Origin of the sequence: Streptomyces sp. NPDC052299 (assembly GCF_040679335.1) — a bacterium.
Lineage (GTDB): Bacteria > Actinomycetota > Actinomycetes > Streptomycetales > Streptomycetaceae > Streptomyces.
Genome location: NZ_JBFAUP010000017.1, coordinates 123432 through 135852, shown reverse-complemented (window position 1 = coordinate 135852; position 12421 = coordinate 123432). Strand labels below are relative to the sequence as shown.

9 protein-coding genes are annotated in these 12421 nt (G+C 67.3%); 3 read left to right on the top strand and 6 right to left on the bottom strand.

The genetic code is table 11. From position 1 onward, the window contains the following. Positions 1-53: 53 nt before the first annotated feature. Entirely contained in the window at positions 54-1376 is a 1323-nt protein-coding gene (locus AB0L33_RS26630) for an ABC transporter substrate-binding protein (RefSeq protein ID WP_365685478.1), read from the bottom strand. A gap of 267 nt (positions 1377-1643) precedes the next feature. On the opposite strand from AB0L33_RS26630, the gene AB0L33_RS26625 reads away from it, so the two are divergent. Together AB0L33_RS26625 and AB0L33_RS26620 are read left to right on the top strand one after the other, a co-directional pair. After that, entirely contained in the window at positions 1644-4052 is a 2409-nt protein-coding gene (locus tag AB0L33_RS26625; protein WP_365685476.1) for a glycoside hydrolase family 2 protein, read from the top strand. Then, the gene (locus tag AB0L33_RS26620; RefSeq protein WP_365685474.1) at positions 4049-5080 is read left to right on the top strand and encodes a LacI family DNA-binding transcriptional regulator; all 1032 of its coding nucleotides are present in this window, start codon (positions 4049-4051) and stop codon (positions 5078-5080) included. The genes AB0L33_RS26625 and AB0L33_RS26620 overlap by 4 nt, the downstream gene beginning before the upstream one ends. 272 nt (positions 5081-5352) lie before the next feature. Here AB0L33_RS26620 and manA read toward each other — a convergent pair whose 3' ends face one another. The 3 genes from manA to AB0L33_RS26605 form a co-directional block, all read right to left on the bottom strand. Next, on the bottom strand, positions 5353-6546 hold the full coding sequence (gene manA, locus AB0L33_RS26615; protein WP_365685472.1) for a mannose-6-phosphate isomerase, class I: 1194 nt from the start codon (positions 6544-6546) through the stop codon (positions 5353-5355). Positions 6547-6648: 102 nt separating this feature from the next. Next, positions 6649-7617, bottom strand: coding sequence for an ROK family protein (locus tag AB0L33_RS26610; protein ID WP_365685471.1), 969 nt, complete (start codon positions 7615-7617; stop codon positions 6649-6651). A gap of 236 nt (positions 7618-7853) precedes the next feature. Then, entirely contained in the window at positions 7854-9467 is a 1614-nt protein-coding gene (locus tag AB0L33_RS26605; protein WP_365685470.1) for a cellulose binding domain-containing protein, read from the bottom strand. Positions 9468-10037: 570 nt separating this feature from the next. Here AB0L33_RS26605 and AB0L33_RS26600 point away from each other — a divergent pair. Further along, complete coding sequence (locus tag AB0L33_RS26600; protein WP_365685468.1) at positions 10038-11345, top strand: cellulase family glycosylhydrolase; 1308 nt, start codon at positions 10038-10040, stop codon at positions 11343-11345. A 58-nt stretch (positions 11346-11403) separates the two neighbouring features. On the opposite strand, the gene AB0L33_RS26595 is transcribed toward AB0L33_RS26600, so the two are convergent. Both AB0L33_RS26595 and AB0L33_RS26590 read right to left on the bottom strand, forming a co-directional pair. Continuing rightward, positions 11404-11565: a hypothetical protein gene (locus tag AB0L33_RS26595; protein ID WP_365685467.1), complete on the bottom strand. Its 162-nt coding sequence runs from the start codon at positions 11563-11565 to the stop codon at positions 11404-11406. 69 nt (positions 11566-11634) lie between these two features. Further along, complete coding sequence (locus AB0L33_RS26590) at positions 11635-12177, bottom strand: hypothetical protein (protein ID WP_365685465.1); 543 nt, start codon at positions 12175-12177, stop codon at positions 11635-11637. Positions 12178-12421 lie beyond the last annotated feature (244 nt).

The following is a 12421-nucleotide window of genomic DNA, read 5'->3' as shown; positions in this document are numbered from 1 at the left end:
TGTGCGCGGGACGGGCCCTGGCCGGTCTCCCCCCGGCCGGGGCCCGTGCCGGGTCAGGAACCGGCGGTCTTCGCGGCGTCGTTCCACTTCTTGTTCAGCTCGCCGAAGTAGCTCTCGGCGTTGCCCTTCTGCGCCCCGCGGGCGATGTCGATCAGCTTCTGCCGGTAGTCGGGCTTGTTGAGGCCGATCTCGGCGGCGTTGTCGATGTCGTTCACCGCGCCCGTCTTGCGCTCGGAGCGTTCGACGAAGGTGACATCGTTGTCAACGAATTCCTTGAGGGTTTCGGGCATGGGGGCCGTCTTCAGGGTGGGCACGGCTCCCTCCTTGGCGGAGTAGCCGGACTTCTCCGTGAACCAGTCGATCCAGGCCCGGGCGGCTTCCTTGTGGTCCGAGTGGATGTTGACGGCCTGCTGGTAGTCCGAGACGAGCGTCGCGCACTGCTGCCCCTCGTCCTGCTGGACGGGGACCGGCATGTAGCCGATGTCGTCCGGGTTCTTCCCGGCCTTCTCGGCGGCGTCCCGCATCTGGCTGATGGCCCAGGAGCCGACCATCATGGAGCCGATCTCGCCCCTGGCGAGCTTGCTCTTTGACGCCTCCCAGTTGGTGGTGCTGGGGTCCTTCTCCGAGAGGCCGTCCTTGACGATGTCGAAGAGCAGGTGGTCGATCACTCCGAGTTCGCTGCCCGCCTTCCAGGGCGAGACGGCGCCCGCCAACTTGTTGTTGGCCTCCTTGTCGCAGGTTACGGAGCCGATGTTGGCGGACCACTGGACCAGGGGCCAGCCGTCCTTGAAGTTGGTGTAGTAAGGGGTCGACCCGGTCTTTGCCTTGACCGTCTTCAGGTCCGCGATGAACTCCTCCGGGGAGTTCGGCCAGGCGGTGATGCCGGCCTTCTTCCAGAGGGCCTTGTTGTAGACGAAGCCGTTGGCCGTACCGAACTGGGCGATGCCGTAGGTCTTGCCGTTGACCTCCGACTTGTCGCTGAAGCGGTACTTGCTCGCCATCTCGATGGACGAACCCAGCGGCGCGAAGAACTTGGGGTAGTCGTTCTTGGCGACCGCCGCCGGGATCATCAGGACATCACCGTACTTGTCGGTGTTCATTCGGATCTTGACTTCGCCCTCGTAGTCGGTGAGGCCCTCGAACTTCACCTTGATCTTGGGGTAGACCTTGTTGAACTCCGCCGCGTAGGCATTCATCGCCCCGCTCTTGATCAGGTCCGTCCGCTGAGTGAGGACCGTGATGGTGCCGCTCGCCTTGCTGGCGTCAGCGGGGGCGGATGCCGTCTCGGTGGACGGTGAACCGCTGCCGCTGCAGCCGGTGACCGTCATGGTCGCGATGGCCAAAAACGTACCTGCGAGTGTCCTGGTCTTCCCCATGTGCCCTGCTCCTTTGGACGGCGGCTCGGGTCTGCGCCGGATGTCGGCACTATGGCAGGGAGGGGGTGAACCGGTAAAGCACTTGTTTCCTCGGCGATGCCGAATCGTTACTGAACGGCGTTGGTGTGCAGGTCACGCGTACTTGACGGGGTCTGCGTGTTACCGATGGGTGACTAGACCGGTTTATAGACAGTGATCGATCTGCGGGCTAAGTTGTGCCGCGTCGTACATCTGTCAGCGTGCGTACTGGGCCGATTGGAGCCGCACATGAAGGACATCACCCCACTCACCGAAGGCTGGATCCTGCGTCACGGTCAGGATCAGCTCCCGGCTCGGGTCCCCGGCTGTGTCCACACCGATCTGCTCGCAGCCGGGGTCATCCCGGACCCGTTCCTCGACCGCAACGAGACTGAGGTCTCCTGGGTCGGCCGGCGTTCCTGGACCTACACCACCGACGTGTCCCACGAGAGCGGACACGAGCGCACCGACCTCGTCTTCGAGGGCCTGGACACCGCGGCCCGGATCGCATTCGACGGCCGGGAACTGGGGGCGACCCGGAACATGCACCGCACCTACCGGTTCGACGCCACCGGGCTGACAGGCCGTCTGGAGGTGCACTTCACCTCCGCATACGAGGAGGCCGAGGCGGTCCGCGCGATCACCGGGGACCGCCCCAACGTGTATCCCGAGCCCTTCCAGTACATCCGCAAGATGGCGTGCAGCTTCGGCTGGGACTGGGGCCCGACGCTCGTCACCGCCGGCATCTGGCGCCCCGTACGACTTGAGCACTGGTCCACCGCCCGCCTCGCCTCCGTCTGCCCCCTCGTCACCGTGGACGAGGACCGTGGCAGCGTCGAGGTACGCCTCCGGGTCGAGCGCACGGAAGCCGGGACCGCAACCGTCCTGCGAGCGCGGGCCACGGTGGCGGGGCAGGAGACGGAGGTTCGGTTCGAGGGCGACGAGGCCGTGCTGCGGCTGACCGTGGACGGCCCGCGGCTGTGGTGGCCACGCGGGTACGGAGACCAGCCCCTGTACGACCTCGACGTCACCCTGCTCGGTGACGCCGGCCCGCTCGACACCTGGCACCGGCGCATCGGCTTCCGCACCGTCGAGGTCGACCGCACCCCCGACGCGCACGGCACGGGCTTCACCCTCGTCGTCAACGGCGAGCGGATCTTCGCCCGGGGCGTCAACTGGATCCCCGACGACGTCTTCCCCTCGCGCATCACCCCCGAGCGCTACCGCACCCGGCTGCGCCAGGCGGCCGACGCCAACGTCGACCTGGTACGCATATGGGGCGGCGGCATCTACGAGGACGAGGCGTTCTACGACGCCTGCGACGAGCTGGGCCTCATGGTCTGGCAGGACTTCCTCTTCGCCTGCGCCGCGTACCCCGAGGAGCAGCCGCTGCGCGGCGAGGTCGAGGCCGAAGTCCGCGACAACGTTGTCCGGCTCATGCCGCACGCCAGCCTGGTGCTCTGGAACGGCAACAACGAGAACCTCTGGGGCTTCCGCGACTGGGACTGGGAGCCCGGCCTGGCCGGTGACTCCTGGGGCGAGGGCTACTACCTCGGCCTGCTGCCCCGTATCGTCGCCGAACTCGACCCCACCCGCGTCTACAGCGCGGGCAGCCCCTGGTCCGGATCGTGGGACCACCACCCCAACGACCCCGACCACGGCACCTACCACTCCTGGGAGGTGTGGAACCGCCAGGACTACGCCGAGTACCGCGCGAACGTCCCCCGGTTCGTCTCCGAGTTCGGCTGGCAGGCCCCGCCCGCCCTGGCCACGCTCAGGCGCGCCCTGCCCGACGAGGAGCTGGCCCCCGACTCGCCCGGCATGCTCCACCACCAGAAGGCCGAGGACGGCAACGGCAAGCTCGACCGCGGGGTCGCCCGCCACTTCGCCCTGCCCGAGGGCGACTTCGACCGCTGGCACTACCTGACACAGGTCGTCCAGGCCCGTGCCGTGGCCGCCGGCATCGAGCACTGGCGCTCCCACTGGCCGGTCTGCGCCGGCACCGTCGTCTGGCAGCTCAACGACTGCTGGCCGGTCAGCTCCTGGGCCGCGATCGACGGGGACGGCCGCCTCAAGCCGCTCCACCACGAGCTGCGCCGGGTTTACGCGGACCGGCTGCTGACGCTGCAACCCGCGGGCGCGGGCGACGAGGGGCCCGTGCTCGCGGTGATCAATCAGTCCGCGACGCCCTGGCGTACCGAGGTGACCCTGCGCCGCGTCGAGGCCGACGGCACGACCGTCGGCCACGGCACTCACGAGGTGACCGTTGCCGCGCGTTCCGTCGCCAGACTCCAGGTGCTCCCCGGCCTGGTGCCGGACGAATGCACCGCCAAGGAGTTCCTCGTCGCCGACGCGGACGGCTTGCGGGCCACCTGGTTCCCGGTCCCCGACAAGGAGTTCAGCTACGTACAGCCCGCATTCGACGTAGTGGTGGAGCCCGTCCCTGGCAGCGGCAGTAAGCTTGACGTCGTGGTCAACGCGCACACCCTCGTCAGGGACCTTCTCCTTCAGGTGGACCGGCTGAGCCCCAGCGCGTCCGCCGACCGCGGTCTTACCACCTTGCTGCCGGGTGAGCAGGTGCGGATCCGAGTCGACGGCTGTGGCGACGTGACCGCCGACGACGTTCGGGCCGCCCTGTTCTGCGCGGATACGAAGTGAACAGTCCGGCACGCGTCACCATCAAAGACGTAGCGGCCCGGGCCGGAGTCTCCAAGGGGGCCGTGTCCCTGGCCTTCAACAAGAAGCGGGGCGTTTCGGAGGCCACCCGCGAGCGGATCTTCGAGGCTGCGAAGGAGCTGGGGTGGGCGCCGAACCTCACCGCGCGCAGCCTCTCCAGCCAGCGGGTGGACATCGTCGGTCTTGCTCTGTGCCGTCCGGCCCGGCTGTTGGGCCTTGAACCCTTCTACATGGACTTCATCTCAGGTATCGAGAGCGTCCTGGCCGAACGGTCGTACTCCCTGCTTCTGCGGCTGGTGCGGGATCTCGACGAGGAGATCGACCTCTACAAGTCCTGGTGGCGCAGCCAGACGATCGCCGGGGCCATTCTGGTCGACTTCCACGAAGACGATCCGAGGGTCCCAGCGCTGGAAGCCATCGGGCTGCCGGCGGTGGCTGTCGGGCATCCGTCTCTCACCGGTTCCTTTCCCGCGGTGTGGACCGACGACGCCACGGCCGCAGCCGAGGCCGTCCGGTACCTGGCGGCACTCGGCCACCGGCGTATCGCCCGCGTGGGAGGTCCGGTCAGTCTCGGCCACAGCGCCATCCGGTCCAGCGCCTTCACGGCCACGATCCGGGAACTGGGGCTGGAAGAGGGCCGGCAGCTTACGACAAATTTTGACGGGAGCGAGGGAGCGCGGGCCACTCGCTCACTGCTGATGTCTGCTGACCGTCCGACGGCCATCGTGTACGACAACGACATCATGGCCGTGGCGGGAGCAGGGGTCGCCGCGGAGATGGGCTTCGTAGTCCCCGACGACGTCTCGCTGCTCGCCTGGGACGACTCCCAACTTTGTCGGATCACGCATCCCACGCTGTCGGCCATGAGCCACGACGTGCACGGCTTCGGGGCCCAGGTGGCGCGCACCCTGTTCGCCTTCATAGAGGGTGCGCACACCGGCCCCGTACAGGTGCCGACCCCGTCCCTCACTCCGCGCGGTTCCACCGCACAGGCACCCTCCCGGAGCTGAGAGGACATCTGCGACACACTGCGGCCTCCCCGCCGGGGCCGGGCGGGGAGGCCGCAGTGCTGTCCGGTGCGGGGAGGCCGCGGATCGGGGGCGCGGAAAGAGACAGCTCCTCGCCGTACGAAGCCTTTCCGCAGGCTGTGACGCCGAGAACGGGATCAGCCCGTGGTACAGGCGACACCGTTGAGGCTGAAGGAGCTGGGAACTTCGTCATTCTTGAAGAAACCGGTTGAGTTTAGCTTCGTTTTAATTGGCGGTCGTGCCGTGCCAGTGACTCACGGGAAGCTCACGTCGACGGTGGCGCGGTAGATGGTCCCCCTCCCTCTGACCGTCACTTGTTCGCCGGCCGGTGCGTAGACCGAACTGCCGACGGGCAGCGGCAGTTCGCCTTCCGGACCAGTCACGGAGACTGCGCCCGCTGTGCACAGGAGGATCTGTGGGGCAAAAGCGTCGAGCCTCACGGCGCCCCCATGCCGACCAGGCCGGACGACCGACAAGCGGAAGTCGTCCACGGGGGTGGCAAATACCTCTTCGCCTGTTGCCGTGGCCGTAGGCCGCAAAGCGCGGACGGGAGCTGCGGAGAACGCGATCACGCGAAGGAGTTCCTGGGAGTCCACGTGCTTTGAAGTCAGCCCGCAGCGCAGGACGTTGTCGGAGGCCGCCATGACCTCCACTCCCAGGCCCCGTATGTAGGCGTGCGGCATTCCGGCTCCGAGGAACAGACCCTCGCCCGGAGTGAGACGGAAGTGATTCAGCAGCAACGCGGGCAGCAGCCCGGGGTCTCCCGGGTGCGCCTTCGCGATGGAGTAGTAGCTGTCGAAGGCAGCTTGGTAGGGGCCGGACCTTCGCGCTTCGCGCGCCACAGCACGTGTGATGGCGTCCACGAGCGAGGGCCCCTCGGCCAGGAATGTCGAGAAGACCTGCCGCAGCGCGGCCTCCTCCGACGCCGACCGCAGCGTCGCGCAGTGTTGATCCAACAGGTCAACGTTCAGCGCACTCAGCAGTCCGGCGCAGTCCAACGGGGTGCGGAAACCGCAGAGACCCTCGAACGTGCCGAGCGCGACGATCATTTCAGGCTTGTGGTTGCTGTCGGGGTAGTTGCGGTGCGGGGCGTCGAGGGGAATCCCTTGAGCGTTCTCCCGTTTGTGGCCGGCGGCGGCCCCGGCCAGATCCGGGTGCACTTGGAGGGAGAGCGGAGCCTCGGCTGCCAGCAGCTTGAGCAGAAAGGGGAGGCGCGGACCGAAGCGCCGCAGGACGTGCTCACCCAGTTCGGCAGCCGGCTCTTCTTCGATGACCTGGTCAAGAGGCCGACTCGCCCCGCGTCGACGGACTATGGACGGGGCCGTCGGATGGGCTCCCATCCACTGTTCGGCCTGTGGTGTCCCGTCCGGTTCGACTCCGGTCAGCTCCGCGATGGCTGTGGTGGATCCCCAGCTGTAGTTGCGAATGGTGTTGATCATGTAGTCCATACGGTGGTCCCCTCACGGGGCCCCGCCGACCGGACCCCATGGTCGCGGCGCAGCCCCCACACTCTCTTCGTGAGCTCTACGGATGAAGCAATGCGGAAAGGGCTACGGTCGCCTCCCCGCCGCCAGGACGGACGCGCCCGGCTGCGAAGACGCGACAGCCGCCGCCCCTATGAGACCGGCGTCAAGGGCCAGGAGCGCCGGCACCACGGTCAATCCTCGAGTGAAATCGAGAACCGCATAGTCGGCCATGTGCCGGCGCAGGGGGGTGAAAAGCGTGTCACCTGCCTGCGCTACACCACCGCCGACGACCACGATGTCCAGTTCGACGATGGCCGCTGTCGCCGCAATGGCCGCCGCCAGGGCCTGGGCCGCCCGCTCGTATGCTGCCAGCGCCTGAGGGTTCCCCGCCCGGGCGGCTTCAGCAACCGCAGCCGCAGTCGGGGCCACCCCCGCCGGCGCGGACCACCCAGCCGCCTGCGCCTGTGCGGCTATTGCCGTACCGCTGGCAAAGCCCTCGACACAGCCGGGAGCGCCGCAGGGGCACAGCGAACCGTCCAGGTCAACCGTGATGTGCCCGATGTGGCCGGCGTTCCCCGTGCGGCCGGTGTGGGGCCGACCGTCGAGGATCAGGCCGCCCCCCACCCCAGTGGACACCACCATGCACAGCGCATTCTCGAACCCCCGCGCCGCGCCCAGCCAGTGCTCCGCCGCCGCCATTGCCACCGCATCCCCGGTCAATACCGGCCTCAGCCCCATCGGCAGCCGTGAGCGGGCGGCAACCTCGTCAATCAGTGGAAAGTGCCGCCAGGCAGGGATGTTGACCGGACTGACCGTGCCTGCGGCCGTGTCGACCGGACCCGCACTTGCGATACCGAAGCAGGCGATCTCGTCCCACATCGGATGGGCCGCCAGCTCGTCGACCACACAGGTCACTGCCGTCATGAGCTCACCGGCGGACTCCCGTGCCGGAGTCGGCCGCTGCGCACGCACCACCACCGTGCCTGCGCCGTCCACGAGCGCTCCGGCGATCTTCGTGCCGCCGATGTCCAGTGCTGCGTACACAGTCGTCACACACCTTTCCTAGCAATGGGATTCGTCATTCCGGAGGACACTCTGACCCCTCATGACAACGTTGTCTAGTAAACGGTTTAGTTAAGGTCAATGTTTAGTAAATCGAGCGTAGGGAGTGGAACCCGCGCGAGGTGCGGCCGAGCCGTGTGCCGACGGAATTCGTAGGCACACGGCTCATGAAGGGCCTCCTCGGTTCAACCGGGTCCTGGTGTTGAACGCGAGGGAGCGCCCGGATCTCAGGCCAAGGTGCACGCACTGCCGTTGAGGGCAAACCCCGTCGGGACGCCGTTGGTTCCGGTCTGTGAGGTGCCGCTGAAGCCGAAGTTCACAGTGGATCCCGGCGTGATGGACGTGTTGTAGCCCGTGGGATGGGTCGCCGTGACCTTCCGGCCCACTTGGGCGCGGGTCGCGTTCCAGATCTGGGTGATGGACTGATCGCCGGGGAAGGCGAACGAGAGTTCCCAGTCATCGACCGCGGTGGTGCCGCTGTTGCGGATCGTGACGTCCGCGTTGAACGTAGTCCCCCAATCGGAGAGCTTGTAGCTCACCTTGCACGGCGCAGCGGCTGTGGGGGCGGGAGTGGGGGTGGGGGTAGGACTAGGTTCCGCGGAGCCGGTCGGCGTGGGGGAGGGAGTGGTGGCCGGGGTGCGTCCGCTCTTGGTGGCCATGTTGGCGGAGTGGGCGCGGAAGACCTCGAGCTCGGGGTCGCCCTGGGTGACGCCGAACTTTCCGTCGACCTCCCGGTCCTGATACCACCAGAAGGCGCTCCCGTCACCGCCGGCTGCCTCGAAGTCGGTGTAGATCTCGCTCCACCACGCGGCGCGATCCACGTTGTGCACATTGAACTCGCCCATGAAGAAGGGTTTGCCGACCTTCTCATGGGAGTCGCTGATCCAGGTCCGGATCAGCTCCTTCGTCTCCTCCAGCGTCAGGTCGGCCCAGGACTCGGTCGGGTACGGGTGGGCCGAGGTGAAGTCCAGATACGGTGACTGCTGGAGGTGCACGAAGGGGTTGCCCTCGTCGCCGCCGAACCCGTACCGGGTGCCGTGCCCCTCAATGCCGGCGCCGAGCAGATGGTTCGGGTCGATCTTTTTGACGAAGGCGCCCATCTCGTCGACCCAGGCCCGCAGCGTGGTGCCCTCGACGTTCTCCTCCGGGCTCTGGGCCTCGTACCTCGGCTCGTTCATCAGGTCCCAGGCGAAGATGGTGGGATCGTCCTTGTACTTGACGCCGGAGTAGTGGTTCGTCCGGTTCAGTGCATAACTCACGTAGTTCTTGTACGAGGAGAGGCACCCGGGGCAGCGGTCCTTGTCGAAGAAGGCGGCGCGGGCCGGCTGCCCGCCGGACAGGCCCTCCCACCTGAGCCGGGTGTCGATCCCGCCGTACGCCTCCCAGTAGTTCTCCAGCACGGGCATGAGGCGCATGCCGTGGGTTCGGGCGGACTCGATGATGTAGTCGAACTGGGCGAACTGCTGCTCGTCGTAGACGCCTTCGGCCTTCTCGAAGCCGTGCCAGTCCTCGTGGTTGAACATCCAGAGCCGGACGACGTCGACACCGTCGTTGCGCATGCGGGCGAAGTGGGCGTCGATACGGGCCTTGTCCATGTACTCCGTCTCGGTGTCGCCGGAGCCCGAACCGAAGGTGAACAGGTCGTACGCGTTGGCCCCGGCGACGTAGTACTCCTTGCCGTCCAGGCAGAAGCGGATCCCGCACCGTGTCGCGAAGGAGTCCGTGGCGGCCGAGGCAGGGGCGGGGCGCACAAGCGACAGGCAGGTGCCTGCCAATGCGGCCAGAAGCAGGAACACCTGGGGCCAGTACCGCCTGGCCCGAGCGGGGGGATGACTGCGCATGGCGTCTCTTTCGTCCGAAGGGAGCGGTCCGCAGCCTCGAGGGCGCGGTGGGGGACGGGGCCGGCTTCGGCGGCTCGACCAAGGGAACTCTTGCCCTGTACCGGTTTATCGAGCAGGAACGTAAGGCGATGACGTGTGGCTGTCAATCAATCCAACCGCCCCTATTTTCGCAGGTCCATGACTTTCTCTTGGGGTGTGGCGGGTCTGGCCAGCGCGTTTAGCGGTTTAGTTTAACGAGGGGTTTCATGCATGGTGGACGGATCGCGAACTCGCTATTGACAGGGACGTAACACCCGGTGCCTCATGGTGTGGCGACGGCCCGTTCGAGCCATGTCTGGCCGAAGTCGCAGCTGGACGACGTCTGTTGCCCGGCGCTGCCCCCCCACCATCACGACGTCTGCGAAGCCTGTCCTCCGGTGACATCACCGCCGGAGGGCGGGCGGCGCTCACCCAGCGCGCCCGCATGGGCATGCCGTCGTCGGACATCGTTGTCACGGGGTGACGCCCGCCCCGTGACCTCGTCCCGTTTCGTACCTGTCTCCGCACCCGCATGCGTATCCGAGGAGAGAAATGCGAAAGCCGAGAAGCACCCTGATCACCACGGCGGGCATGGCGTTCGCCGCCGCCCTGGGCCTGCTGGGCTCGATAACCGGCCCTTTGGCCGGCGAGGCTGAGGCCGCCCCCACCGGCATTCGTGTCAGCAACGGACAGGTGGTCGAGGCGAACGGAAACGAGTTCGTCATGCGCGGCGTCAACCACGCCTACGCCTGGTACCCCGAGCAGACGACCGCCATCGCCGACATAGCGGCCACGGGCGCCAACACCGTCCGCGTCGTCCTCGGCAGCGGCGACCGCTGGACGAAGACGACCGCATCGCAGGTCTCCACCCTCATCGGCCAGTGCAAGGCCGCCAAGGTCATCTGCGTGCTGGAGGTGCATGACACCACCGGCTACGGCGAGGACGGCGCCGCCACCACCCTGGACAAGGCCGCCGACTACTGGATCGGCGTGAAGAGCGCGCTGGAGGGACAGGAGGACTACGTCGTCGTCAACATCGGCAACGAGCCGTACGGCAACACGAACGCCGCAGCCTGGACCGGTGCCACCAAGAACGCGATCAGCAAGCTGCGAAACGCCGGCATCAACCACGCACTGATGGTGGACGCCCCCAACTGGGGTCAGGACTGGTCGGGGACCATGAGGGACAACGCGGCCTCGGTCTTCGCGTCCGACCCCGATCGCAACACCATCTTCTCGATTCACATGTACGGCGTGTACGACACCGCCGCCGAGGTGCAGGACTACCTGCACCATTTCACCGACAACAAACTCCCCGTTGTTGTGGGCGAGTTCGGCGACCAGCACAGCGACGGCAACCCGGACGAGGACGCCATCATGGCGACAGCCCAGTCACTGGGCGTCGGCTACATCGGCTGGTCCTGGAGCGGGAACGGCAGCGGCGTCGAGTACCTCGACATGGTCAACGGCTTCGACGCGGACTCTCTGACCACCTGGGGCGACCGCTTCATCAATGGTGCCAACGGCATCGCCGCCACCTCCAAGACTGCCACCGTCTACGGCGACGGTGGTGAGCCGGGTGACGGCGACACAGGCAGCGGCACCGCACCCAACGGGTACCCGTACTGCGCCAACGGCAACTCGTCCGATCCCGACGGTGACGGCTGGGGCTGGGAGAACAGCCAGTCCTGCGTCGTCCCGGGCAGCAGCGCCGACAGCGGTGGCGGGACCGACGACGGCAGAGCTCCCAATGGCTACCCGTACTGCGTCAACGGCAGCTCGTCGGACCCCGATGGTGACGGCTGGGGCTGGGAGAACAGCCAGTCCTGCGTCGTGGCCGGCAGCAGCGCGGACAGCTGACACATCCTGTGCGTGGGGCCGTACTCTCGCTGCCTTGCATGCAGGTCGGCAAACGGCCTCACGCACACATCCCCACCGCCACGACGTCCAGCACCTTCACCGCGAAGACCGGCGTCCTCACCGCGGGCGCCCTTCCGGCCACTGCCACTCGCACCAGCAGCAGCCCGGCGAATCCCGACGACACCAACGACAGCGCCGGCGCGAACTGCACCGTGGCCAACGGCCGGTTCATCAGGCGCTGGCCCTGCCACCCGCACCGCTGCGTCCGCCTCTCAGTGGCCCGGCCCTTTCACAGCGACGTGAGCTCCAGGGTGCCCGCCGGGAGGTAGAGGCTGGAGACAGTCCCGAGACCGAGGGTGCACAGGGTGATGTCGGTGGACACTCCGGTGTAGTTGACCACGACGGTATCTCCGGCGAACACTCCGGCGGTGACGACTCCGGTGGCGGTGACGGTGTAGACGCCACCGGCCGCGACCCGGGTGTAGTTGGTGCTGAGGGTGCTGGTCTGCCCGGTGTTCCAGGTGATCGTGTATGTGAACGTGCCTGGCCCGAGCAGGTCGGCGCAGCTGGTCGTGGTCAGCGCGGACGCGCTGCGCGTTCCTGAGGTGATGTCCGGATGCGAGGCCGAGACGCAGGGCCCGTAGAGGGCGGTCGTCGAAACGGTCACGGTCTGCGGCGTGAGGGTGAGCGCGGGGCTGTAGCTGTTGAGGACGCTCGTCGGCGGAGTGCATGTCATGTCGAGCACGCCCGCACTGGCCGGCGGGGCCAGGAAGGCGACCGAACCGGCCCACATGACCAAGGTCGCGACGACGAGCCGCAGTACACGTTTCATGCCCGACTCCTGTACTCGGTGGCACCCACCCGAGACAGCTTCCGGCGGCCTCACGGTCGCTTTGTCCATCTCCTTCTCGGAGCGTCCCAGAACCCCGGTGTTTGTCAACACCGGGTTCCTTGCCCCCAGCTTGCCGGCGGGTGACTCCGTGGTCGCCGAGGGTGTCGCCGGCGGTCGGTTCCAGCTGGCGGTGGTGATAGCTAGCTGGGCGTCGCCACTGGCGGCGGTGCTCCACCGATTCGAG